Origin of the sequence: Pantoea sp. GABEPS69 (assembly GCF_045780835.1) — a bacterium.
GTDB classification, from domain to species: domain Bacteria; phylum Pseudomonadota; class Gammaproteobacteria; order Enterobacterales; family Enterobacteriaceae; genus Pantoea; species Pantoea septica.
Map to the genome: position 1 here is coordinate 2,031,956 of NZ_CP118618.1, position 23,895 is coordinate 2,055,850.

Here is a 23,895-nt window from a genome sequence, read left to right on the forward strand (position 1 = left end):
GGCAAAAGGTTGTATTCAGCGGTGCTGGCCCGCATATCTTCTCTACGTTGCGCAAAACGGAATTTGGGCCAACACTTTCAGGAGGCATGAGGAGGATGTTATGGCTAGCGGATGGGCGTCAGACGGCGCCGTTCAGGAACAGATCGAAAGTACGGTTAACGATGAGATTGCGCGCGTGCGCGGCACCATGAGCAAGGGCGAAAGTGCGGAGTTTTGCGACGAGTGCGGCGAGCCGATCCCGCAGGCGCGCCGTGAAGCAGTGCCGGGCGTGCGCTTCTGTCTGGCGTGTCAGCAGGAGCACGATAAAGAACTGAAGGGCAGCGCGCTCTTCAACCGCCGCGGCAGTAAGGACAGTCAGCTGCGATAGCTCAGGAGCCTGGCATGGCGAGTCCGCTGCCGATAAACCATGCCAGAAAGCCGACGCCAGCGATGATAATTGCGATCGGAAACAGAATACCCACTCTCATAGAAACCTCGTTATCTCCGCGTCAGGCGACCTGCATCACCGCGCGGTGCGTTTTCAGCATGCTAAATAGTTGAAACTGGGTGGCGTCGCTGACGTCGCGCAGCACTTCGCCTTTTTTATAGGTAATGCTGTGCACCTGGCCCAGCTGACGCCACACCACCAGCGCAGAGGCGATCAGCGCGCAGTTCTCTTCCGCCTGCTGGCACTCCAGCGTGGCGTACTGCGCCTCTTCCAGTCCATTAATAAAAATCTTAAGCGCGCTGGCGGGCAGGATGGCGCGCAGATCGTCCAGCATCACGCGACTCACCGCACGCGTTAAGAACAGCGTTAACCATTTACCCGTCATCTCAATTCCGGCCGTCGAAGATTTTCTACGTTTTATACGGCGTTAAACGTCATTAGTGAAGCGATCTTTCTGTCGCTGCCAGGAACGAGAGAAAAGCGGCAGCCAGCTGATATATGTGCTGCGCGGCACAGCAATTTGCAAAAAAAACCTGAATAATAAGTCACTTAAAGGAGTGGTTCGCTGCCAGTACGACAAAGTCGAAACTGTGATCCGCATAGGGAGTAACCGGCGAATATTGCCATTTCGGCTTTGCGATCGGCAGCCATCCAAAGGCTGAGGCGTTCAGGCGCGCCGTAGACTGCCTGCTAATCAGGAACCGGGTTTCCTGTAGGCCTCAACCTTATGCAAGGAATAACAATGAACAGTGCCATTATTGCAGGTATCTTCTGGCATCTCGTCGGAGCTGCCAGCGCCGCGTGTTTCTACGCGCCGTTTAAACAGGTGAAAAAGTGGTCATGGGAAACGATGTGGTCGATAGGCGGCTTTATGTCGTGGCTGATCCTGCCGTGGGCGGTAAGCGCCGTGCTGCTGCCGAACTTCTGGGCTTATTACGGCAGCTTTAGCTTCTCTCAGCTGCTGCCGGTGTTTCTGTTCGGCGCAATGTGGGGCATCGGCAATATTAACTACGGCCTGACGATGCGCTATCTCGGCATGTCGATGGGCATCGGCATCGCTATCGGCATTACGCTGGTGGTCGGCACCCTGATGACGCCGCTGATCCAGGGGCGCTTCGGCGAGCTGTTCGCCTCGACCGGCGGCCGTTTAACGCTGCTCGGCGTCGCCGTGGCGCTGGTGGGCGTCGCCATCGTTTCGCGTGCCGGTTTGCTGAAGGAGCGCGCGCTGGGGATCAATGCCGAGGAGTTCAACCTCAAGAAAGGGCTGGTGCTGGCGGTAATGTGCGGCATCTTTTCAGCAGGCATGTCGTTCGCGATGGATGCGGCTAAACCGATGCATGAAGCGGCGGCGCAGCTGGGTATCGATCCGCTCTACGTCGCGCTGCCAAGCTATGTAGTGATCATGGGCGGCGGGGCGCTGGTCAATCTGGCGTTCTGCTTTATCCGCCTGGCGATGAAGCCGGAACTGTCGCTGCGCCGGGATCTCTCAGTGGCGAAGCCGCTGCTGATCGCCAATATCGCCTTTGCAGTGCTGGGCGGCACCATGTGGTATCTGCAGTTTTTCTTTTACGCCTGGGGCCATGCCAGCATTCCGCCGCAATATGACTACGTCAGCTGGATGTTGCATATGAGCCTCTACGTGCTGTGCGGCGGGCTGGTGGGTCTGCTGATGAAAGAGTGGAAGTCGGCCGGGCGTCGTCCGGTAGGCGTGCTCTCCATCGGCTGCGTGGTGATTATTATCGCCGCCAATATTGTCGGGCTTGGCATGGCCGCGTAAGTCTGCAGAAATAAAAAGCGACAGCTTCTGGTTGGAAAACAACGCGCCCGCACGGGCAAGAAGGCCCGAGGAGCAAAGCGTCTCGCAACAGGGATGTTGCAGGACGAGCCGGCATGGATGCCGCTCGGCTGACGCTTATATTAAGACGGCGTTCTGTCCTGCGCCGCACTTCCCGACCGCTGCGGCACAAACTGCTGGCGCCAGGCGCTGGGGGTTAAGCCAGTGTCGCGCGTAAACACCACCGAAAAATAGTTGCTGTCGTCGAAACCGCAGCGCGCCGCCACTTCACCGATCAGACAGTCCTGAGTGCGCAGCAGATGCTTCGCCTGACAGAGCTGTAGCTGGCGCAGGTAATGGCCGACCGTCATGCCGGTCTGCTGACGAAACAGCTGCTTTAGCGCGCGCTCGTTCAGCGAATTCTGCTGACAAAACGTCGCCAGGTCGAAGGGACGCGCCACCGCGCCCTGCAGCGCCGACATCAGCAGATCGAGCTGTTCCCCCTCCGGCAGCGCCCAGGGGCGATCCGCCGCATAGCCGTGACGACGCAGGATCAACGCCAGCTGCAAAAAGAGCGCTTCCGTCAGCTGAATAGAGAGCGAATCGCTCTTACGGCTCTCGCGCTCCAGCTGGCTGATGACGCCGCGCGCCAGCGCCATGCCGCGCGTGGTCAGCCGCCAGCAGCCCGGCGCGTCGACGCCCTGCGGCGGCAAGAGTTGTGTCCAGTCGAGAGCCAGACCGAAGCGATCGCGGCAGTAAAGAATATTATCCAGCACCAGATCGTTGACGCTGTCGTAGCTGTGGCAATCCTGGTCGCGGATATAGAAGACGTCGCCGCAGGTAATTAGCCAGGGGCGATCGTTAAGAATATGCAGGCCGTTGCCGCGCCAGACGATGACAATTTCGCTAAACTCATGCCGGTGAGGGGGAAAAGAGGGTTGCGGCATACGTTCAGCCACCGTAACCGGCAGGCCTGGGGCGGCAAAATAGTCGTCCCGACTCAGTATCAGCGTCATCGCTTGCTCCTTTTACATCATCTGCTGGCGCTCCGCTCGCGGGGCGCAGCCAAATTCACGCCGAAACAGGGTGGAGAAATGGTTGCTGTCGCCGAAGCCGCACTGAAAGGCGATATCGGTGATGCGCAGATCGCTATGGCGCAGCAGGTGACGCGCCTGCAGCAGACGCAGGCGGTTCAGATAGCGCTGCGGCGTGCTGCCGGTCTGCTGCTTCATCTGACGGTGCAGCGTGCGCAGCGACAGCGAAAAGCGGTCAGCCAGCGCTTCCCACAAAATTTCTTCACTGTAGTGATCGTTAAGCCAGTCGAGCAGGCGGTGCAGGCGCGCCTCCTGATCCTGCGCCTGTTCGTTGCGGCACGCTTCGCGCAGCAAAACCAGCAGCTGCAAAAAGAGCTGCTCCTGTCGCGCCTGCTTCTCCAGCGACCAGCCATCATCCTGCCGCATCTTCGCCACCACATCCAGCGCCTGCGTCATGACTTTATGATTTATCCGCCAGTGCGAGGCGTAGCTGCCGTCTTGATCGTTCGGCAGCAGCGCCTGCAGTCCCGAGAGAAAGCGAAACGCGCCCGGGCTGCGGTAAAGCACGTTGGTCAGGCAGAGATTCTCCGTCTGTTCATACAGATGGCGATCGTGATCGCGCACGAAGCAGACGCAGCCGGCGCACAGCGTTTGCGGCTGTCCATTGAAAACGTGAATCCCCGAACCCTGTTCCACCAGCACGATTTCATGAAAGTCGTGGTGATGTTCGGGAAACGCCTGCTGCGGCACCCGGGGTTCGATAGCGATGGCGTAGTCGCCCTGAGGGAAGAAATCGGCGCTGTGTAAAATCGTCATTGGAGCCTCGGTCGTTTAACAAAAGCGTAACCGAGTCTACTCAGCGCCCGCGCGACTGACCTTGAATTTTCAACCGCGAAGCGCAGGAAATTCGCTTTTTTTTCAAGATATTCCCACCAGTTAAAAGAATTGAGGCGAAGCTCACATCCCGCGCCCTTACGCCTCTGTGATCTCTCTCACGAACTTCTTTGCAAACCTGCCAGCGGCGTTGCGGCGCTGGCAGTACGAGGAAGGTGGCGCGCGCTCAAGGTTCCTACTCTGTCAACATCATATCTAAGGAAGAACGGGCCATGAGTAAGCGAAATATCGTTGCGGTTGATTTGGGCGCATCCAGCGGACGCGTGATGCTCGCCCGGTGGGACGCCGCATCACAGCAAATCGATCTGCGCGAGGTGCGTCGTTTCGCCAGCCGTCGCGAACGTCGCGCCGGCTATGACTGCTGGGATCTCGATCATCTGGAGCGCGAAATCCGCGCCGGGCTGGCGCAGCTGGATGAGGAGAACATCGTGCCGGACAGCATCGGCATCGACACCTGGGGCGTCGATATGGTGCTGCTGGATAAAGCGGGCAACCGCGTCGGCGAAGCGGTGAGCTATCGCGACAAACGCACCCACGGCGTGATGGAGCAGGCGCTGCGCGAGTTGGGCAAAGAGGCGATCTACGCCCGCACCGGCATTCAGTTTCTGCCGTTCAATACGCTTTATCAGTTCCGCGCCCTGAGCCAGCAGCAGCCGGACTGGAAAGAGAAGGTCGCCCACGCGCTGATGATCCCCGACTACCTGCACTATCGCCTGACGGGCAAGCTCAACTGGGAGTACACCAACGCCACCACCACGCAGCTGCTGAATATCGAAAGCGGCGAGTGGGACGCCGAACTGCTTGCCTGGGCGGGCGCGTCGCCCGCCTGGTTTGGCAAACCGACGTCGCCGGGCAATGTTATCGGCTGCTGGCAGAACGCCCGCGGCGTCGAGATCCCGGTTATCGCCGTCACCACCCACGATACCGCCAGCGCGGTGCTCGCCACGCCGCTGACCCAGGACAACGCGGCCTATCTCAGCTCCGGTACCTGGTCGCTGATGGGATTCGAAAGCCTGCTGCCTTACGCCTCCGCGAATGCGCTTAAAGCCAACATCACCAATGAGGGCGGCGCCGAAGGCTATCGCGTGCTGAAAAACATTATGGGTCTCTGGCTGCTGCAGCGGGTCTGCGCCGAGCTGCAAATCGACGATCTCTGCGCGCTGATCGCCGAGACGGCGAAAGAGCCGGCCTGTCGCGCGCTGATTAATCCCAACGACGCGCGCTTTATTAATCCCGACAGCATGGTCAACGAAATTCAGAACGCCTGCGCCGAACAGCATATGGCGGTGCCGCAGTCCGCCGCCGCGCTGGCGCGCTGTATTTTCGACAGCCTCGCGCTGCTCTACCGCCAGGTGATTGACGAGCTGGCCACGCTGCGCGGCGGCGCGTTTCGCCAGCTGCACGTGGTGGGCGGCGGCAGCCAGAACCAGTTTCTCAACCAGCTCTGCGCCGACGCCTGCGAAATTCCGGTGCTGGCCGGGCCGGTCGAAGCCTCGACGCTGGGCAACGTCGGCTGCCAGCTTATCGCCTTAGGCGAACTGACCGACGTGGCGGATTTCCGCCGCTGCGTAGAAAACAACTTCCCTCTGAAGACATTTGAACCGCTGACCAACAGCGCCTTTCGTGCCTGTCAGGCACGCTTTTCGGCGCTGAGTCAGCCTGCTAAGGAACTCGCATATGACAAAGCTGATTGAGCAAGCCTTTGAGCTGGCTAAACAACGTTATGCCGATATCGGCGTGGATGTCGAACAGGCGATGGCGCGCCTGGATAGCGTCCCCGTCTCCATGCACTGCTGGCAGGGTGACGACGTGCGCGGCTTTGAGAATCCGCAGGGCGCGCTGACCGGCGGCATTCAGGCGACGGGCAATTATCCCGGCAAAGCGCGCAACGCCGCTGAGCTGCGCGCCGACCTGGAAAAAGCGATGTCGCTGATCCCAGGCCCCAAACGTCTGAACCTGCACGCCATTTATCTGGAGAGCGAGTCGCCGGTGGACCGCGACGCCATCGAGCCGAAGCACTTCGCTAACTGGGTGGAGTGGGCGAAGCAGCAGAAGCTGGGGCTCGATTTCAACCCGAGCTGCTTTTCGCATCCGCTGAGCGCCGACGGATTTACCCTGTCGCACGCCGACAAGGCGATCCGCCAGTTCTGGATCGATCACTGCAAGGCGAGCCGTCGCGTATCGGCTCACTTTGGCGAGCAGCTCGGCACGCCGTCGGTGATGAATATCTGGGTGCCGGACGGCATGAAAGATCTCACCGTGGATCGGCTGGCGCCGCGTCAGCGGCTGCTGAGCGCGCTGGATGAGGTGATCGCCGAGAAGCTCAGCCCGCAGCACCATATCGACGCGGTCGAGAGCAAGCTGTTCGGCATCGGCGCGGAAAGCTACACCGTCGGCTCCAATGAGTTCTTTATGGGCTACGCCACCAGCCGTCAGACCGCGCTGACGCTGGACGCTGGCCACTTCCATCCGACCGAGGTGATCTCCGACAAGATCTCCACCGCCATGCTCTATGTGCCGCGCCTGCTGCTGCACGTCAGCCGTCCGGTGCGCTGGGACAGCGACCATGTGGTGCTGCTCGACGATGAAACCCAGGCGATCGCCAGCGAAATCGTGCGCCACCAGCTGTTCGACAAGGTGCATATCGGCCTCGACTTCTTCGACGCCTCGATTAACCGCATCGCCGCCTGGGTTATCGGCACGCGCAATACCAAGAAAGCGCTGCTGCGCGCGCTGCTGGAGCCGACCGAGCGCCTGCGTCAGAGCGAAGCCGCCGGGGATTACACCGCGCGTCTGGCGCTGCTGGAAGAGCAAAAATCGCTGCCGTGGCAGGCGGTATGGGAAGCCTGGTGCCTGCGCCACGACGTGCCCGCCGACGCCAGCTGGTTAAGCGATGTGCGTCACTATGAAAAACAAATTCTGAATCAACGTTAAGGGTTCACTATGCAAAGCATTCTTTCATCCTGGTTTGTACAGGGAATGGTTAAAGCCACCAGCGATATGTGGCTGAAGGGCTGGGACGAACGTAACGGCGGCAACGTGTCGCTGCGCTTGCTGGAAGAGGAAGTAAAGCCTTTCGCCGGCGACTTTTACGCCGAGCCGCGCTGCGTTGAGCTGACGAAACCGGCGCCTGAACTGGCCAACTGCTGGTTCCTCGTCACCGGATCGGGCAAGTTTTTTCGCAACGTACAGCTTGATCCCGCCGACTGCCTGGCGCTGCTGAAGGTCGACGAGCAAGGGCTCTCCTATAAAATTCACTGGGGGCTGAGCAACGGCGGACTGCCGACCTCCGAGCTGGCGGCGCACTTCCAGTCTCACAGCGTGCGCAAAGCGGTCTCCGGCGGCGCGGATCGCGTGATCATGCACTGTCACGCAACCAACTTTATGTCGCTGAGCTACGTGGTAGATCTCGATTCGGCACGCTTTACCCGTCTGCTGTGGGAAGGCAGCACCGAGTGTCTGGTGGTGTTCCCGGACGGCGTCGGCATTCTGCCGTGGATGGTGCCGGGAACCGATGAAATCGGTCAGGCGACAGCCGATCAGATGGCGTCTCACAGCATCGTGATGTGGCCGTTCCACGGCATTTTCGGCGCCGGCCCGACGCTGGATGAAACCTTCGGCCTCATCGACACCGCAGAGAAATCGTCCGAGGTGATCGTGAAGGTGCTGTCGATGGGCGGCATCCGCCAGAGCATCACGACCGAACAGCTGGTGGCGCTGGGCAAACGCTTCAACGTTAAGCCGTGGCAGGCGGCGCTCGACGCGGGGCCAGCCAATGCTTCGTAAAGCCTTTGTCATGCAGGTGAATGCCGACTGCCATCAGGAGTATGAGCGTCGCCACTCGCCCATTTGGCCGGAGCTGGCGGAAACGCTTAAGGCGCACGGCGCGCATAACTACGCTATCTGGCTGGACGCCGAACGGCATCTGCTGTTTGCCAGCGTGGAGATCGAGTCGGAAGAGCGCTGGAACGCGGTGGCGCAGACGGAAGTGTGCCAGCGCTGGTGGGCGTCGATGAAGGATCTCATGCCGAGCAATCCCGACAACAGTCCAGTTAGCCAGGTGTTAAAGCCGGTCTTCTTCCTCGAGTAAAGGTCTTAAACGAGCAGGGCGGGAAAATTCCCGCCCTGATTACTTCATAGCGCAAAAATATTCAGCGCTGCTTCATGCACTGACCGGTGAGCGCCGGCCACATCGCCATCAGCGTATCGATAATGTTATCGAGATCCGCTTTCGGCGCGCCCTCGCGCGCGCGCACCGACATGCCCTGCAGCATACAGGCGAGATAGCGTGCCAGAGAGAGAATATCGACCTGCGCCGGAATATCGCCGCGCTGCTGACGGGCGGTGAGAAAATCCAGTAGCGTCTGCTGCTGCGCGTCGTGTTGCTGGCGCAGCATATGGGCGATCTCGCTCGATGACGAAGAGAGCGCGGTAGAGGTACAGATAAAGAAGCAGCCCGCCGGTGTATCGCAGTTGGTAAAGCAGGCCGCCGTAGCGCGAAACCAGTTTTCAATCGCTTCAGCAACCGATTTACTCTCATCCTGCAGCGCGGCGTTGCGTTCAGCGCTAAAGCGTTCGACATAGCGTTCCATCGCCGCGCGGAACAGGCCTTCTTTATTCTCGAACTCGGCGTAAAGCGTCGGCGCCTTAGCGCCGGTGGCGGCAACCAGATCGGAGAGAGAAGTGCCTTCATAACCATGGGTCCAGAACAGCGTCAGGGCTTTGTCCAGCGCCGCGTCCCGGTCGAAGGTTTTTGGCCGACCACGACATTTTTTCAGGACTTCATCATATTGCTGGCTCATAGATCCTCACGTCTGAAAAACACCCTATTAAATTACCGATCATTAAGAAAATATGCAAGCCAGCCTGCACGCCCGTAAAAGTGGGTTGGCATTTTGTGCGTTGCCGCCCGCTTTTCCCCCATATAGTTAAGTGAAAAAGGGCGCCGCAGCCCATACTCACGCCTCTTCCGCATTAAAATAACGATCGATAAAAAAAATGTTGACGCAGAGTCGCTACATGCTCTACCATTTATTTAACGATCGTTAATTAATTTAACGACACCTTTTATCACACCCGAATATGAGAGCCGATATCATGAAAACCACCAAACTGACCCTGGCCGCTCTGGCCCTTACCACCCTGACTTTTGGCGCATTCGCAGCAGACCAGGTTGCCAGCGATCCGCTGCACCAGACCGCGGTAGGCACCATCTCCGCGCAGGGCGGCACTAACCTGGATTCACTGGAAGCGCAGTTGAACGCGAAAGCGGATGCCGCAGGCGCGAAATCTTTCCGCATCACCTCGACTTCCGGTCAGAACAACCTGCACGGCACCGCAGTGATTTATCAGTAAGTCAGCGGCGTCGGAGAGAAGGAGAGAGAGGATGAAAAGCGTGAAGTATGTCGTTATGGCAGCGCTGCTCAGCACGGTTTCCCTGGCCAGCGCGGCGGCGCAGCAGCTTGAGGCTGCGCCTTATTACCAGACAGAGGCCGCCGCGGTTAACGTCAGCGGCAGCGGCAGCCTGATTTCGCTGGAGCAGCAGCTGTCGGGAAAGCAGGACAACGTGCGCGTAAAGCCTTTTCCCATCGCTTCGACCTCTGGCGCGAGCAGGCTGTCTGGCACAGCCGCCAGCCTTAATTAAGAAAAAGGGCGTCGGAACAGAGTTCCGACGCCCTTTTTTTATCCGTTGCTGCGCAACTGCGGATATTTGCGGAAGATAGCGATACACCAGAACAGCGCGACCAGCCCCAGCAGCCCGCCAATATTACCCACGTCTCCCATGCTCAGATGCTCGCTGACCTGATTGCCCAGCAGCGCGCCCGCGCCGATGCCGATATTATAGATGCCTGACATCAGCGACATCGCCACATCGGTGGCATCCGGCGCCAGCGACAGTACGCGCACCTGCATCGCCAGGCCGATCATCATCATCGCCATACCCCATAGAATACAGAGCGTCGCAATCGCGGCCGGACGAACGGCGGCGAAAATCAGCAGCCCCATGCAGAGGGTGATAATCGCTATCGCGGCGATCAGCAGCGCAGAGGGAAACCTATTGCCCAGCGAGCTAAAGAGCACGCTGCCCAGGATCCCGGCGGAACCGAAGAGCAGCAGCAGCAGCGTGGTAAAGTTCTCATCCGCGTTCGCCACGAACTGCATAAACGGCTCGATATAGCTGTAGGCGGTGTAGTGCGCGGTCACCACCAGCGTCACCAGCAGATACATGCTCACCAGCGCCGGTCGACGAAACAGCATCGGCACGCTGCTCAGCGAGCCGGTGTGTTCGCTCGGCAGACGCGGCAGAATACGCGCCAGCAGCACCATCAGCACCAGCGCCGAGGCGCCAATCATGCCGAAGGTGGTGCGCCAGCCCAGATATTGTCCCACCACGCGGCCAATCGGCACGCCCAGCACCATCGCCAGCGCGGTGCCGGTCGCCAGCATGCTTAACGCCTGGGTTTTTTTACCGGCAGGCGCGACGCGAATCGCCAGCGAGGCGGTGATCGACCAGAACACCGCATGCGCCAGGGCGATGCCGATGCGCGACAGCACCAGCGAGGCGAAGCTCCAGGCGAAGGTCGACAGCACATGGCTCACGATAAAGATCAGGAACAGCGCCGACAGCAGGATGCGCCGCTCGATATTGCGCGTCAGCAGCATCAGCGGCAGCGAAAGCAGCGCCACGACCCAGGCGTAGATGGTGAGCATAATGCCCACGTCGGCGCTTTTCATGCTGAAGCTGGCGCCGATATCGGAAAGCAGGCCGACGGGCACGAATTCGGTGGTATTGAAAACAAAGGCGGCGATAGCCAGCAGCACCACGCGTAGCCAGGCCGTTTTACGGGATACAGTAGTTGATTGCATGAAAATAAAATCAGTCAGAGCAGCGGCAAAAAGATGCGGTTTTCACATCCACGAAAGTGACTTGCGTCACAATTATTGACCATTGTGAGGGAATTGCACGGTAAGGGGAACGGTGAAACGCAGTTTTATTCCTGAAAGTTTTTTATCGCCCGGCCCGCGGGCGATAAACAAGGGTTATCAGCGCGGCGTTTTGCCCGGCATCATACGTTTCAACGTATTGTCCCTGAGAAAATAGTGATGAAAAAGCGCGCCTGCGGCATGCAGACCTATCAGCCAGTATCCCAGCGGCGCCAGCGTTTCATGCCAGTCGATCAGGCTGTCGGAGAGCTCGAAACTGGGTTCGCTCGCCACCGGCATCGGTATGCCGAAAAGCCACCAGTCGCGCCCGCGCAGATAGCGCGAGGTGAGGCCCAGAATCGGCAGGGTGATAAACAGCGCATAGATCAGCGTATGCACCAGATGCGCCAGGCCGGTTTGCCAGCGCGCGATGGGGGGCGTGATGGGCGGCGTGCGATGGCGCGTACGCAAAAAAAGACGCGCCAGCATCAGCAGCAGGACGGTAAAGCCTGCGCTGAAGTGGGTAATAATCATTGCGTAGCCCTGCCACGAGCCGCGCTCGGCAAAGCCGCGCAGCTCGATAGTGGCGTAAGCCAGCGCCACCAGCAGAAAGGTCAGCCAGTGAAGGGCAATTTGTGAAGCGGCATATTTTTCGCGCATAGTTTGCTCAGGCATCAGGAAGAAGAGCTCTACCTTACTGGAAACAGAGGAGAAATCTTAACAAACTGGCGCAACGGCGCAACGCTTTGCTGACCTCCGCGGCGAGGCCAGCATAATCAGAGTCAGGCGATATGCTTTAGTGCCACGCTATTCTGAGTCCTCAGGTTTTTTTTTACCGGTAGCGGACAGCACGCCTCGCAACCCAGCGATCCGGGGTAATACTTGCGCGCCTGCTGAATCGCGGCGTTAGCGGTGTAAAAAGTGCCAAGAAACAGGCGGGATTCTAGCGGGGGAAGATACTGGCAGCCTGCGGCGTGCACCACATGGTTATCGTTATAGCCAGAAATTTTAGAAACGTAGTAGTAATGGCCCATTGGGACATCCTCATTGCTGTAAAAAAAAGTACATTTATTGTTGGAGTGAGAGGGATTATAGCGAGGATTGGCGACTTTGTTTTTTATGGCCCTAATTAGTCAGCAGGCTCAGGGGCAACAGGCGAAAAAGGACGCAGCTGCGTCCTTTTTATTGAGCGCCGTGCTGCGTCAGAGCTGTTTTTGCTGCAAACGCCAGCCTGTCAGCAGGGCGAGCAGCAGCAGCGCGGAGATGAAGAGGGTAATGCCAGGCCAGCCGTAGCTGTGCCAGAACAGGCCGCCAAGCGTACCGGCTACGCTGGAGCCAACATAGTAGCTGAAAAGGTAGAGCGATGATGCCTGGCCCTTGGCGCGCCGCGCGCGCGGGCCTATCCAGCCGCTGGCGACCGCGTGGGCAGCGAAGAAGCCGGCGGTAAACAGCATCATTCCGACGAAAATCCACCACACCGCGCTCAGCGCGGTCAGCAGCAGGCCCGCCAGCATCAGCGCCGTAGCGCCGAGCAGCACCGGACCGCGTCCCAGCTTCATCGTCAGCGCGCCCGCCTTCGGCGAACTCCAGGAGCCGGTCAGATAGACCACAGAGAGCAGGCCGACGACCGCCTGGCTGAGATGGTAAGGCGCGCCGAGCAGACGGTAGCCGATATAGTTGAACAGCGTGACGAAGGCGCCCATCAGCAGAAAGCCTTCGGCGAACAGCAGCGGCAGTCCAGCGTCGCGCCAGTGCAGGCGAAAGTTAATCATCAGGCTGCGCGGCTTCAGCGACGCCGGACGAAAATGGCGTGACGCAGGCAGAATGCGCCAGAACATCAGCGCAGAAGCGAGGGCGCAGCAGCCAATCGCCGCGATGGCGACGCGCCAGGAAAAGAAGTCGGTCAGCACGCCGCTCAGCAAGCGGCCGCTCATGCCGCCGATGGAGTTGCCGCTGATATAGAGTCCCATAGAAAAAGCGATAACGCTGGGATGGATCTCTTCGCTGAGGTAGGTCATGCCCACGGCGGCCACGCCGCTGAGCGAAAGGCCGGTAAGAGCGCGCATCAGCAAAATGCCCTGCCAGCTGTTCATGGTGGCGGAAATCAGGGTGCAAATTGCCGCCAGCATCAGCGCCGTCACCATCACGTTCTTGCGGCCCACGGCGTCGGAAAGCGGGCCGGTCACCAGCAGCCCCAGCGCCATCAGCCCGGTGGCGATCGAGAGTGAAATACTGCTCTCGGCGGGCGATACGCCGAACTGCGCCGACAGCACCGGCAGAATTGGCTGTACGCAGTAGAGCAGCGCGAAGGTTGCCAGACCGGCGGAAAAGAGCGCCAGGGTGACGCGCATAAACTGCGGCGTGCCGCGTTTGATCCATACGGATGATGCCGCGGGAGAGACCGCCGTCGAATCGGCTAACTCGCCGTCGTTGAGCGTAACCGCCTGAGAAGAGCGACGCACGTTGAATCCTCAGCTGGAAAGAGTAGGTCTACTCTAGGAAAGCGCTAATAGGTTGTCTAATATATTAATAATCTCAATTGATATGTTTAAAATATGAATATTGAACTGCGTCACCTGCGCTACTTTCTCGCGGTCGCCGAAGAACTCCATTTTGGCCGCGCCGCACAGCGGCTCAACATCTCTCAGCCGCCGCTCAGCCAGCAGATCATGCAGCTGGAGCAGGAGATTGACGCGAAGCTGTTTACCCGCACCAATCGCAGCGTCCAGCTCACGCCGGCCGGGCAACAGTTCCTCAGTGACGCGCGGGCGATTTTGCAGCAGGTCGAGCAGGCGGCCAGTCGCGCGGCGCGGCTGGAGCGCGGCGAAGAGGGCGAGCTGCGCATCGGCTTTACCTCTTCCGCGCCCTTTACCGGTCTGGTTTCAGACGCGCTCTATCAGTTTCGCCAGCGCTGGCCACAGGTGCATATCCAGATGCAGGAGATCAACACCCGCCAGCAGCTTGCGCCGCTGCATGAGGGACGACTCGATCTGGGGGTGATGCGCAACACCGCGCTGCCGCCCGATTTGCGTCATCAGCTGCTGCTGCGCGAACCGCTGCGCGCGGTGGTGCACTGGGCGCACCCGCTGGCGGACGCGGAAACCATTTCTGTCAGCGCCATGGCGAACGAGCCTTTCATTTTCTTCGATCCGCAGGGCGGCACGGCGCTGCACGGCGAAATTCTCAGCCTGCTGCGCCGCTATCAGATCACGCCCTACATCATGCAGGAGGTGGGCGAGGCGATGACCATCCTCGGGCTGGTGGCTACCGGCCTCGGCGTATCGATTTTGCCGGCGTCCTTCGCGCGCGCGCGCCTGGCCGATGTGGTCTGGCTGCCGCTGAAGGAGGAGGATGCGCTGTCGGAGGTATGGCTGGTCTGGTCGGGCGAGCGCGAGCCGTCGATGCAGATGCGCAATATGATGCGGCTTCTGTCGCCAGAAGTGCAAAAATAAGGGCCAGACCTTAAGCAAAGTCTGGTTTTTATGTGCTGTAAATCACATTTCAAATCAAATATTTGACGCTCAGGCGCAATCTGCCTCACCATAGTCGCTGTTTATTTAGAAGCGCGAAAATAACCGGGAGCACAGGGCGTGAAGCTGGATAGTCAGCCTGGCCATATTGACCAGATCAAACAGACTAATGCAGGCGTTGTTTACCGCCTGATCGATCTCTACGGTCCGATTTCGCGTATCGAACTTTCCCGACTGGCGCAGCTGGCGCCCGCCAGCATCACCAAGATCGTGCGTGAAATGCTCGACGCTCATCTGGTGCAGGAGACGGAATTTCAGGAACCGGGCTCGCGCGGCCGACCGGCCATCGGCCTGATCCTCGACACGCTCGCCTGGCACTATCTCGCGGTGCGCCTGCATCACGGCGCGCTGACTCTGACGCTGCGCGATCTCAGCAGCCGCGCGCTGGTGGAGGAGTCTTCGCCGCTGCCTGACGAAGCGCAGCAGCCGCTGCTGACCTCGCTGATCGATCGTGTCGACGCCTTTTTTATGCGCCACCAGCGCAAGCTGGAACGGCTGACGGCGATTGCCATTACGCTGCCCGGGCTGATTAACGCCGCCTCGGGCGTGGTGCACCGGCTGCCGGGCTACGAGGCGCGCGAGATACCGCTGGGCGATACGCTGGCGCAGCGCACCGGCGTGCCGGTTTTCGTTCAGCACGACATCTCCGCCTGGACGCTGGCGGAGTCGCTGTTCGGCGCGTCGCGCGGCGCGCAGGACGTGATCCAGATTGTGATTGACGACACCGTCGGCGCGGGCGTGATCAGCGGCGGCCAGCTGCTGCATAAAAGCGGGCGCGCGCTGGTGGAGATTGGACATACCCAGATAGATCCCTACGGTCAGCAGTGCTACTGCGGCAATCACGGCTGTCTGGAGACGGTCGCCAGCACCGGCAGCCTGTTGGCGCTGGCGGCGCAGCGTCTGGCCGCGCAGCCCGACAGCGTGCTCCACCAGCAGCCGTTGACGCTGGAGACGCTCTGTGTGGCGGCCCAGCAGGGCGATCGGCTGGCGCGCGACGCCATCGCGGGCGTCGGGCATCATGTCGGACGGATGCTGGCGATGATGGTCAATATCTTCAACCCGCAGCATATTCTCATCGGCTCGCCGCTTAACGAGGCCGCTGAAGTTCTCTTTCCCGCCGTCAGCAGCACTATTCGCCAGCAGGCGCTGCCCGCCTATAGCGAAGCGATTCAGCTTGCGCCTACGGAGTTCCGCGAGCCGGGCACGCTCGGCGCGGCGGCCCTGATCAAAGACGCACTCTACAGCGGCTATCTGCTGGTGAAGCTGTTACAAGGTTAAGCGCGACTGAACTTTGCGCTAACGCAAGCCGCCTGCTGTCCGCACTCCTTACAATAGGTTTTGCTTTTTTGTAAAACAAAACCGTTACGTTGAGGAGGAGTGGGGTGAAAAATCTGTTCATTACCGGCACTGACACCGCTGTAGGGAAGACCGTTGTTTCGCGCGCGCTTCTGCAGTATCTCGCCCGCGCTGGCCTGAGCGCAGTCGGTTTCAAACCGGTTGCTCGAAATGCCGTGCGCAGCGCGGAGGGCCTGCGCAGCAAAGATGCGCTGGTGTTGCAGAGCAGTTCGACAGTTACCCTGCCATATGACGCAATCAACCCGTTGATTTACGAAGAAGACGAAGTCAGCATTCGGCCACGCAGGCCCATGGACTATCCGCTGTTGAGTCAAAGCCTGCAGCGGCTGGAGCAGCAGGCCGACTGCGTCGTGGTGGAAGGCACCGGCGGCTGGCGCAGCCTGATGAACGATGCGAAGCCGCTCTCTGGCTGGGTGGCGCAGCACCAGATTCCCGTGGTGCTGGTGGTAGGCATCAAGCAGGGCTGTCTCAGCCATGCGCTGTTGACCGCCGAGGCGATCGCGCATGACGGCCTGCCGCTGGCCGGCTGGGTCGCAAACCGCATTAACCCCGGTCTGGCGCACTATGCCGAACTGATCGACGTGCTGCGCGACAGCATCGACGCGCCGCTGCTTGGGGAACTGCCTTATCTGCCGCGCGCCGAACAGCGCGATTTAGCTGGCTATCTCGATCTCTCTTCGATGGGCATCGCCGCACTGCCCGATTCAGGTGCAAAGATCGCCTGACAGTGAAACATTATGCTGCAAAGCCGCTGCGTCTGAATCGATGGTTTCAGGATCCTGCGCAGCGCTTCCTGTTTTTAACTGCTTCCTGATCAATCAGTTACCTCTAAAGCCTTTCATCGTCCGCGCGCGTGGCGTGATAAATGCATTAACAGCGTTAATCACAAGACTGCCGGAGCACGATTATGTCGCATTCAGAAGAGAAAGCTTTGCTGTACGGGCTGGACGAGCGTATCAGGCCAGCGCCCGCGTTTTTCGCCGCGCTGCAGCATCTGCTGGCCAGCGTGGTCGGCATTATCACGCCGCCGCTTATCATCGGCTCTGTGCTGGGACTGCAGGCCTATATTCCCTATCTGATTAGCATGTCGCTGCTGGTTTCCGGTATGGGCACCTTTCTTCAGGCGCGGCGCGTGGCGGGGATCGGCGCGGGCATGATCTGCCTGCAGGGCACCAGCTTCGCCTTTCTCGGCGTGATTCTTTCCGGTGGGATGATTGTCAAAAGCCGCGGTGGGTCGCCAGAAGATATTATGGCGATGATCTTCGGCTGCACGCTGGTTGCCGCGCTGATCCCGCTGCTGATTAGCCGCTGCGTTGCGCAGCTGCGCCGCGTGCTGACGCCGGTAGTAACCGGCACGGTGATAACGCTGATCGGCATTAGCCTGATCAAGGTAAGCATCACCGACTGGGCAGGTGGGCACAACGCTGTGAATTTCGGCGCCCCCGGCAACCTCGCGCTCGGCGCCCTGACGCTGCTGGTGATTATCGCGCTAAACCGGATGCGCAACCGCTGGGCGCGGCTGATCGCGGTGATCGCCGGTATTGCCGTCGGCTGTCTCGCCGCGGCGCTGAGCGGCATGCTGGTGCTGAAGCCGCTACCGGAGACGGGCTGGCTGGCGCTGCCGGGCTTTTTCCGTTTCGGCTTCGCCTTCGACTGGACTATTTTTTTGCCGATCGCGCTGGTGTCGGTGATTTCGGTGATTGAGGCGGTGGGCGACCTGACCGCCAACTGTATGCTGTCGCAGCAGCCGATAAGCGGCCCGCAGTTTCAGCGTCGTCTGCAGGGCGGCATCTGCGCCGACGGCGTGAGCTGCGTGCTGGCGGCGGTTTTCTCTGCGTTTCCCAACACCACCTTTGCGCAGAATAACGGCGTGATTCAGATGACCGGGGTGGCGAGCCGCTATGTCGGCATGGTGATGGGAGCGATGCTGGCGCTGCTCGGGCTGTTTCCCGCCGTGGGCGCGCTGATGCAGCAGATCCCGCCGCCGGTGCTGGGCGGGGCGACGCTGGTGATGTTCGGCATCGTGGTGGCCGCCGGGATCCGTGTGATGACCCAAACCCCGCTGGGGCGTCGCGAGATGCTGATTGTAGCGGTCTCTTTTGGTCTGGGGCTGGGCGTCGAAGCGGTGCCGGACGTGCTGAAGCAGTTCCCGCCGCTGGTGAGTCAGATTTTTGGCCATGCGGTCACCACCGGCGGCGTGCTGGCGATCCTGCTGAATCTGGTGCTGCCCAGCGAACCGCGCGCTGTTGCTTTGCCGCAGGGCGAAGCGGTGGAAAAAGGGCTGTAGAAAACAGCACGGCCCCGGCGCCATGAGGTATGCGCCGGGGCCGCTTGCCTCCGCAGGCGGTTGCAGGAACGTTACGGATTCAGGCGGCGGCGCGTGCGGCCGGAGCTGAGGTAGTCGGCGATATAATCCTGCGAAATCTCTCCGCTGTAGCGGCCATCTTCATCAACGATCGGCATCCAGACGGTGTTGTGCTCATAGAGCTTAGAGAGCACCACGCGCAGATTCTCCTCCGCCTTGCCGGTTACCCGGAAGGTGTGCAGCAAGGAGTCGCAGTTGCCGCTGGCGTGGCGCGCTTCGCGGCGCTTCACGAAGCCGAGCGGTTTGCCGTCGTTATCGACCACGGTCACCGAACGCATATCGTTTTCATCCATTAGGGCGAACGCCTCCGCCAGCGGCGTGGCGCGCTTTACGGTGATGGTGGGCTGCTGATCGGTGACGTCGCCCGCCTGCACCAGCAGCAGGCGCTTCAGCGTGCGGTCCTGGCCAACAAACGAGCCGACGAAATCATTTTTCGGGCTGGCCAGCAGCTCATCCGGGCTGGCGCACTGCACGATTTTCCCCTGGCCAAACACCGCGATGCGGTCGCCGAGCTTGAGCGCTTCGTCGATATCGTGGCTTACCAGCATCACGGTTTTCTTCAGCTGACGCTGCATATCGAGAAACTCGTTCTGGATCGTCTCGCGGTTGATCGGGTCGACGGCGCCGAACGGCTCATCCATCAGCAGCACCGGCGGATCCGCCGCCAGCGCGCGGATCACGCCAATACGCTGCTGCTGGCCGCCCGACATTTCGCGCGGGTAGCGGTGGAGAAATTTGGCGGGATCGAGCGCCACCATGCTCATCAGCTCGGTGGCGCGTTCGCGGCAGCGTTTCTTGTCCCAGCCCAGCATGCGCGGCACCACGGTGATATTCTCTTCAATCGTCATATTGGGGAACAGGCCGATCTGCTGGATCACATAGCCGATATTACGACGCAGGGTAACGGTATCCTGAGTGCTGGTATCCTCGCCGTTAATGTATATCTTGCCGCTGGTGCTGGGGATAAGACGATTAATCATCTTCAGCGTGGTGGTCTTGCCGCAGCCCGACGGGCCGAGCAGCACGCACATTTCGCCCTGCGGCACATGCAGGCTGACGTTATCGACGGCGGTCACGCTGGCGCCGTTTTTCTGGGTAAAGGTTTTCGTCAGGTTTTCCAGTTTTATCATTATCGAATCCCCTTAGGAGTCAGCGCCGACTGCAGACGGTGCAGCAGCCAGTCGAGAATAATGGCCAGCAGGCAGATCATCAGCGCGCCGGCGATTAGCATACGAATATCGCTGCCGCTGATACCGTCGAGCAGCAGCAGGCCAAGGCCGCCTGCGCCAATCACCGCGGCAATCGCCATCACGCCGACGTTCATCACCACGGCGGTGCGAATGCCGCCGAAAATCACCGGCAGCGCCATGGGGATCTCCACCCAGCGCAGCCGTTGCCAGAAGGTCATGCCGATACCGCGTCCCGCCTCGCGCAGACCGTCCGGCAGATTTTCCAGCGCGGTATGGGTGTTGCGCACAATCGGCAGCAGCGAATAGAGGAATACTGCGGTAATGGCGGGCAGCGCGCCGATGCCCTGACCGATCAGCGAAAAGAGCGGGATCATCAGGCCGAACAGGGCGATGGTCGGAATGGTCAGCACCACGGTGGCAATGCCCAGCACCGGCGCGGCCAGCCATCTGACGCGCACGATCAGCACGCCCAGCGGCACGCCGGCGACGATAGCGCAGCCGACCGCCACCAGCACCAGCCAGGTATGCTGCCAGGTCAGCGCCAGCAGGCTGCTCCAGTTGTTGATAATGTAGTGAAAGGTATCCATATGGCCGCCTTACAGCATCTTTTTAGCGTTGAGAAAGTCGCGCGCAACCTGCTCGGGCGACTGGTGATCGATGTCGACGCGCTTGTTCAGTTCAGTGATCGCCTCGCTGGTCAGCAGCGGCGACAGCTGATTCAGCGCTTCCGCAAGGCCAGGATGGCTGTCGAGCACATCCTTGCGCACCACTGGCGTGACGTTGTAACTGGGGAAAAAGTGCTTGTCATCCTCCAGCACCTTGAGATCGAAACCCTTGACGCGTCCGTCGGTGGTATAGACCAGACCCGCGTCGACGAAGCCGTCGCGCACCGCGTTGTAAACCAGGCCGGGATCCATCTGCCGAATCTGCGGCCGATCCAGCGTCAGGTTATAGGTGGTCTGCAGCGGCTTCATGCCGTCGGAGCGGCCGGAAAATTCCAGATCCAGCCCCAGCCGCCAGTTATGATCGGGGTCGCGCTGGCGCACCTGTTCGATTTTCGCCACCAGCTGAGACATGCTGCTGATGCCTTCTTTCTCGGCGCGCGCGCGCTGCATGGCGAACGCATAGGTATTGTTCATCGGAGCCGGGTCGAGCCAGACCAGTCCCAGCTTGCCGTCGAGCGTTTTCACCGTCTGGTACGCCTCGTCAGAGGACATCGGCTTGTTAATGTGGTTGAAGATGATCAGCGAGGTGCCGGTATACTCCCAGGTCATATCCACCTGTTTATTGAGCATGGCGTTGCGGCCGATGGTGGTGGCGATATTGCGTTTAGGGATCACCTGAAAGCCTTTCTTCTGCAGCCACATTACCGTCATGGCGGAAAGGATATGCTGTTCGGTAAAGCTTTTGGTGGCCATCACCAGCGGCGCGGCGGCCTGCGCCGCCTGGCTAAATGCCAGCGTCGCGGCGAGAGTCGCAGCGGTGCGCCTGAACCAGCGTGTCAGCGTCGTCATTATCATTCTCCCTGTTAAGCCGCGTGCGGGCTGAGAAAGCGGCCCAGCGCCGCCAGCAGCATGTCGAGCAGCAGCGCGAACAGCGCCGTGGCGACCGCGCCGAGGATCAGCGTGGGAAAATCGTTAAGGTAGATGCCGGGGAAAATCAGTTCGCCATAGCTGCTGGCGCCGATCAGAAACGCCAGCGGCGCGGTACCAACGTTAATGGCGGTGGCGATACGAATACCGGCCAGCATGACCGGACAGGCGTTAGGCAGCTCAACCTGACGCAGGCGCTGGAATTTAGTCATGCCGATGCCGTTCGCCGCCTCAATCAGGGAAGGCGGCACTGCGCTCAGTCCGGAATAGGTGTTGCGCACAATCGGCAGCAGCGAGGCGAGGAACAGCGCGAACAGCGCCGGTTTTTCGCCAATCCCCAGTACGACCATCGCCAGCGCCAGCACCGCCAGCGGCGGCAGCGTATTGCCGACGTTGAAGATCTGCATCGCATACTCAGCCCAGCGGCGGGCAAAAGGACGACTCAGCAGGATGCCGCTGGGAATGCCGATCAGCAGCGCGAACAGCATCGACCAGAAAACCAGATAGAGATGCTGCTGACCGAGGTAAATGAGGTCGACGCGGCGCGCGCGCAGCGTATCGATCCCCAGGCCCCAGACCAGCAGCGTCAGCACACACGCGATGGCCAGCAGCGCGAGCCCGGCGCGCCTGACCAGTGAACCATTTTGCATTCTCGATCTCCCTGTTGTTTGTTGTGCAGGCGGATTGCACGCCGCTCATTTTTTTCAGGTATGGATAAAAAGCTATTAAGCCTATAGCAGCCTAAAAGGGGCGACGCTACTTTTTATCGGCAAAATCAGACAGATAGAAATCGCTGAAACAGCGGGTAGAGCCGCGTGGCATCTGGTTTCAGCAGGAAATTAACTATTTTTCGCGGGTTAACGTGACGCCGTCACACAACTGGCGCACGCCGGGCACAGCGGCGACGCGAATTTAGGCTAGCCTTGCTGAATAACAAAAGGGAGATGTATGACTGAGAGCGCACACCTGCAGGTCAGCCACCGCGGCTGGATCCTCTTCGCCTGTATGCTGGCGATGTTTATGGCCGCTATTGAAGTGACCATCGTCGCCACGGCGATGCCGACCATCATTGCCGACCTGGGCGGTTTTTCACAGTTTGGCTGGGTTTTCTCTGTTTATCTGCTGACGCAGGCGGTGAGCGTGCCGCTCTATGGCCGGCTGGCGGATATGTGGGGACGACGCAAAATGTTTTTCATCGGCACCTCGCTGTTTCTGATCGGCTCGGTGCTCTGCGGCTTCGCTCACAGCATGCTGTGGCTCATCCTGTTCCGCGCTTTTCAGGGGCTGGGCGCCGGCGCGATTATGCCGCTCAGCTCTACCATCGTGGCCGATATCTATTCGCCGCGCGAGCGCGCCAGCGTGCAGGGCTGGCTCTCCAGCGTCTGGGGCGTGGCGGCGATCGTCGGTCCGCTGACCGGCGCCTGGCTGGTGCAGCACTTTAGCTGGTCGCTGATCTTCTGGGTCAATCTGCCGATAGGGCTAATCAGCATGGCGATGCTGGCGCGCTTTCTGCCGGCCCACTGCGTCGACGAAAAGCCGCAGCCGCTAAACGTCACGGGCAGCCTCTGGCTGACCATCTGCGTCAGCGCGCTGCTGATGGCGCTGTTGCAGGCGGAGTGGCTCGGCTACTGGCTGGGCGCCTTTCTGATTCTGGCGCTGTTCGCCGGCTGGCAGTTAAAAAAGCATGAGCTGCGCGCCGATGCGCCGCTGTTTCCGCTGGAGATCTGGCGTAGCCGCCTGATTATCGCCGGCAACGCCGGCAATCTGATTATCGGCGCGGCGATGATGGGGATCAGCGCCTTTCTGCCCACCTGGATCCAGGGCATCACCGGCGGCACGCCGCTGCAGGCGGGCAGCGCGCTGGCGATGATGTCGATCGGCTGGCCGCTCGCCAGCACGCTGAGCGGGCGGCTGATGCTGCGCACCTCTTACCGCTTTACCGCCCAGCTCGGCGCGCTGCTGCTGGTGGCGGGCAGCGCCTTGTTGCTGCTGCTGCGCGCGGAGAGCCCAATCTGGCAGGCGGGCGCGACCGCCTTTGTTATCGGCACCGGCATGGGAATGACCAGCACCACCTTTCTGGTGTCGGTGCAAAACCATGCGCACTACGATATTCGCGGCATCTGCACCGCGTCGATTATGTTCAGCCGCATGATGGGATCGGCTATCGGCACCGCGCTGATGGGCGCCGTGCTGAACCTGAACCTGGCGCAGCGGCTGCCGCACGCCGCCGATCCGGTGCAGCAGATTATGTCGGCGCCGTCGCGCGAGGCGCTCTCCAGCGAGACGCTGCACCATATGGTGCAGGCGATTGCCGCCTCGCTGCACTGGGTATTTGTGGTGGCGCTGGTTATCGCGCTGTTTGCGCTGGGGGTGGCGTGGATGATGCCGCGACAGCGGCCGGAACAGGCGGAATAGAAAAGGGCGACAGCGTCGCCCTTATTGAGTGCCGACGCGGATAAGATGGCCGGCTTCGTCAGCAGAGTAAGCTTACTGCGCAGGCGCATCCTGCGAGCTGCCTGCGCTGTCTGGCACGCTGCCTTCGTCGCCGCGACCCACGCGCTTATAAACAATTTTCTGTGTGTCGTTTTCGCAATGGCCCACTACCTGGCCGCCCGCCTGGTCGACCTGATCGTTAGGCACGATATCCAGCGAAAAACCCGATTCCGGGACGCCGTTCTGAATGATTTTCTGGCTGATGTCCGCCTTAACGGACTCGCAGGAGGCGTGCGCCAGCATCGGCAGCGCCAGTAAAGTTGCGATTAACATTCCGGTCTGTTTCTTCATCACCTTCTCCTTTTGCGTAGTGAAC

Annotated in this window: 27 protein-coding genes; 13 read left to right on the top strand and 14 right to left on the bottom strand. The window is 60.3% G+C overall.

Annotated features, from left to right (window positions below; translation table 11 throughout):
• Positions 1-100: 100 nt before the first annotated feature.
• Complete coding sequence (locus tag PVE98_RS10000) at positions 101-367, top strand: DksA/TraR family C4-type zinc finger protein (protein WP_033747127.1); 267 nt, start codon at positions 101-103, stop codon at positions 365-367.
• Between the two features lies 1 nt (position 368).
• On the opposite strand, the gene PVE98_RS10005 is transcribed toward PVE98_RS10000, so the two are convergent.
• Together PVE98_RS10005 and PVE98_RS10010 are read right to left on the bottom strand one after the other, a co-directional pair.
• A complete protein-coding gene (locus PVE98_RS10005; protein ID WP_147632225.1) occupies positions 369-467 on the bottom strand; it encodes a YoaK family small membrane protein in 99 nt (32 codons plus the stop codon).
• A gap of 21 nt (positions 468-488) precedes the next feature.
• Positions 489-812 (bottom strand): hypothetical protein, encoded by a 324-nt coding sequence (locus PVE98_RS10010; protein WP_033747130.1) that lies wholly within the window; start codon positions 810-812, stop codon positions 489-491.
• A 357-nt stretch (positions 813-1,169) separates the two neighbouring features.
• On the opposite strand from PVE98_RS10010, the gene rhaT reads away from it, so the two are divergent.
• Positions 1,170-2,204, top strand: coding sequence for an L-rhamnose/proton symporter RhaT (rhaT, locus tag PVE98_RS10015; RefSeq protein ID WP_033747132.1), 1,035 nt, complete (start codon positions 1,170-1,172; stop codon positions 2,202-2,204).
• A 140-nt stretch (positions 2,205-2,344) separates the two neighbouring features.
• Here the strand turns inward: rhaT and rhaR are convergent, their stop codons facing one another.
• On the bottom strand, positions 2,345-3,217 hold the full coding sequence (gene rhaR, locus PVE98_RS10020) for an HTH-type transcriptional activator RhaR (protein ID WP_096073165.1): 873 nt from the start codon (positions 3,215-3,217) through the stop codon (positions 2,345-2,347).
• A gap of 12 nt (positions 3,218-3,229) precedes the next feature.
• Entirely contained in the window at positions 3,230-4,051 is an 822-nt protein-coding gene (gene rhaS, locus PVE98_RS10025; RefSeq protein ID WP_096073164.1) for an HTH-type transcriptional activator RhaS, read from the bottom strand.
• Between the two features lie 290 nt (positions 4,052-4,341).
• Here rhaS and rhaB point away from each other — a divergent pair, with 290 nt between their 5' ends.
• The 4 genes from rhaB to rhaM are packed head-to-tail and all read left to right on the top strand — an operon-like array spanning position 4,342 to position 8,219.
• Positions 4,342-5,823, top strand: a complete 1,482-nt coding sequence (gene rhaB / locus PVE98_RS10030; protein ID WP_048781361.1) for a rhamnulokinase — start codon at positions 4,342-4,344, stop codon at positions 5,821-5,823.
• On the top strand, positions 5,807-7,063 hold the full coding sequence (locus tag PVE98_RS10035; RefSeq protein ID WP_096073162.1) for an L-rhamnose isomerase: 1,257 nt from the start codon (positions 5,807-5,809) through the stop codon (positions 7,061-7,063). The genes rhaB and PVE98_RS10035 overlap by 17 nt, the downstream gene beginning before the upstream one ends.
• 9 nt (positions 7,064-7,072) lie before the next feature.
• Positions 7,073-7,915, top strand: a complete 843-nt coding sequence (rhaD, locus tag PVE98_RS10040) for a rhamnulose-1-phosphate aldolase (RefSeq protein WP_033747144.1) — start codon at positions 7,073-7,075, stop codon at positions 7,913-7,915.
• Positions 7,905-8,219 (top strand): L-rhamnose mutarotase, encoded by a 315-nt coding sequence (gene rhaM, locus PVE98_RS10045; protein WP_033747146.1) that lies wholly within the window; start codon positions 7,905-7,907, stop codon positions 8,217-8,219. The genes rhaD and rhaM overlap by 11 nt, the downstream gene beginning before the upstream one ends.
• A 61-nt stretch (positions 8,220-8,280) precedes the next feature.
• Here rhaM and PVE98_RS10050 read toward each other — a convergent pair whose 3' ends face one another.
• Positions 8,281-8,931, bottom strand: a complete 651-nt coding sequence (locus PVE98_RS10050) for a TetR/AcrR family transcriptional regulator (RefSeq protein ID WP_033747151.1) — start codon at positions 8,929-8,931, stop codon at positions 8,281-8,283.
• A 295-nt stretch (positions 8,932-9,226) separates the two neighbouring features.
• Between PVE98_RS10050 and PVE98_RS10055 the strand changes: the two genes are divergently transcribed.
• A complete protein-coding gene (locus PVE98_RS10055; RefSeq protein ID WP_033747153.1) occupies positions 9,227-9,484 on the top strand; it encodes a DUF1471 domain-containing protein in 258 nt (85 codons plus the stop codon).
• Positions 9,485-9,515: 31 nt separating this feature from the next.
• Positions 9,516-9,773, top strand: a complete 258-nt coding sequence (locus PVE98_RS10060; RefSeq protein WP_033747155.1) for a hypothetical protein — start codon at positions 9,516-9,518, stop codon at positions 9,771-9,773.
• A 38-nt stretch (positions 9,774-9,811) separates the two neighbouring features.
• Here the strand turns inward: PVE98_RS10060 and PVE98_RS10065 are convergent, their stop codons facing one another.
• The 4 genes from PVE98_RS10065 to PVE98_RS10080 all read right to left on the bottom strand — a co-directional run bounded on the left by PVE98_RS10065 (position 9,812) and on the right by PVE98_RS10080 (position 13,515).
• A complete protein-coding gene (locus PVE98_RS10065; protein ID WP_033747158.1) occupies positions 9,812-10,996 on the bottom strand; it encodes a sugar transporter in 1,185 nt (394 codons plus the stop codon).
• Positions 10,997-11,173: 177 nt separating this feature from the next.
• The gene (gene cybB / locus PVE98_RS10070; protein WP_096073161.1) at positions 11,174-11,713 is read right to left on the bottom strand and encodes a cytochrome b561; all 540 of its coding nucleotides are present in this window, start codon (positions 11,711-11,713) and stop codon (positions 11,174-11,176) included.
• Between the two features lie 122 nt (positions 11,714-11,835).
• The gene (locus tag PVE98_RS10075; RefSeq protein ID WP_033747162.1) at positions 11,836-12,087 is read right to left on the bottom strand and encodes a hypothetical protein; all 252 of its coding nucleotides are present in this window, start codon (positions 12,085-12,087) and stop codon (positions 11,836-11,838) included.
• 168 nt (positions 12,088-12,255) lie between these two features.
• Entirely contained in the window at positions 12,256-13,515 is a 1,260-nt protein-coding gene (locus tag PVE98_RS10080; protein ID WP_096073160.1) for an MFS transporter, read from the bottom strand.
• A gap of 93 nt (positions 13,516-13,608) precedes the next feature.
• Here PVE98_RS10080 and PVE98_RS10085 point away from each other — a divergent pair, with 93 nt between their 5' ends.
• The 4 genes from PVE98_RS10085 (at position 13,609) to PVE98_RS10100 (ending at position 18,226) form a co-directional block, all read left to right on the top strand.
• The gene (locus PVE98_RS10085) at positions 13,609-14,505 is read left to right on the top strand and encodes a LysR family transcriptional regulator (RefSeq protein WP_096073159.1); all 897 of its coding nucleotides are present in this window, start codon (positions 13,609-13,611) and stop codon (positions 14,503-14,505) included.
• Positions 14,506-14,643: 138 nt separating this feature from the next.
• Positions 14,644-15,861: an ROK family protein gene (locus PVE98_RS10090; RefSeq protein WP_096073158.1), complete on the top strand. Its 1,218-nt coding sequence runs from the start codon at positions 14,644-14,646 to the stop codon at positions 15,859-15,861.
• A 104-nt stretch (positions 15,862-15,965) separates the two neighbouring features.
• The gene (gene bioD / locus PVE98_RS10095; protein ID WP_096073157.1) at positions 15,966-16,664 is read left to right on the top strand and encodes a dethiobiotin synthase; all 699 of its coding nucleotides are present in this window, start codon (positions 15,966-15,968) and stop codon (positions 16,662-16,664) included.
• Positions 16,665-16,846: 182 nt separating this feature from the next.
• A complete protein-coding gene (locus PVE98_RS10100; protein WP_407568589.1) occupies positions 16,847-18,226 on the top strand; it encodes a nucleobase:cation symporter-2 family protein in 1,380 nt (459 codons plus the stop codon).
• A gap of 71 nt (positions 18,227-18,297) precedes the next feature.
• On the opposite strand, the gene osmV is transcribed toward PVE98_RS10100, so the two are convergent.
• The 4 genes from osmV to osmY are packed head-to-tail and all read right to left on the bottom strand — an operon-like array spanning position 18,298 to position 21,736.
• Positions 18,298-19,434: an osmoprotectant ABC transporter ATP-binding protein OsmV gene (osmV, locus tag PVE98_RS10105; RefSeq protein WP_033747174.1), complete on the bottom strand. Its 1,137-nt coding sequence runs from the start codon at positions 19,432-19,434 to the stop codon at positions 18,298-18,300.
• A complete protein-coding gene (gene osmW / locus PVE98_RS10110) occupies positions 19,434-20,081 on the bottom strand; it encodes an osmoprotectant ABC transporter permease OsmW (protein ID WP_033747177.1) in 648 nt (215 codons plus the stop codon). The genes osmV and osmW overlap by 1 nt, the downstream gene beginning before the upstream one ends.
• A 9-nt stretch (positions 20,082-20,090) precedes the next feature.
• A complete protein-coding gene (locus PVE98_RS10115) occupies positions 20,091-21,008 on the bottom strand; it encodes a glycine betaine ABC transporter substrate-binding protein (protein WP_407568590.1) in 918 nt (305 codons plus the stop codon).
• A gap of 14 nt (positions 21,009-21,022) precedes the next feature.
• Positions 21,023-21,736, bottom strand: coding sequence for an osmoprotectant ABC transporter permease OsmY (gene osmY / locus PVE98_RS10120; RefSeq protein ID WP_096073154.1), 714 nt, complete (start codon positions 21,734-21,736; stop codon positions 21,023-21,025).
• Between the two features lie 298 nt (positions 21,737-22,034).
• Between osmY and PVE98_RS10125 the strand changes: the two genes are divergently transcribed.
• Complete coding sequence (locus PVE98_RS10125; protein WP_096073153.1) at positions 22,035-23,501, top strand: MDR family MFS transporter; 1,467 nt, start codon at positions 22,035-22,037, stop codon at positions 23,499-23,501.
• A gap of 72 nt (positions 23,502-23,573) precedes the next feature.
• On the opposite strand, the gene PVE98_RS10130 is transcribed toward PVE98_RS10125, so the two are convergent.
• On the bottom strand, positions 23,574-23,870 hold the full coding sequence (locus tag PVE98_RS10130; RefSeq protein WP_033747186.1) for a DUF1161 domain-containing protein: 297 nt from the start codon (positions 23,868-23,870) through the stop codon (positions 23,574-23,576).
• Positions 23,871-23,895: the final 25 nt, after the last annotated feature.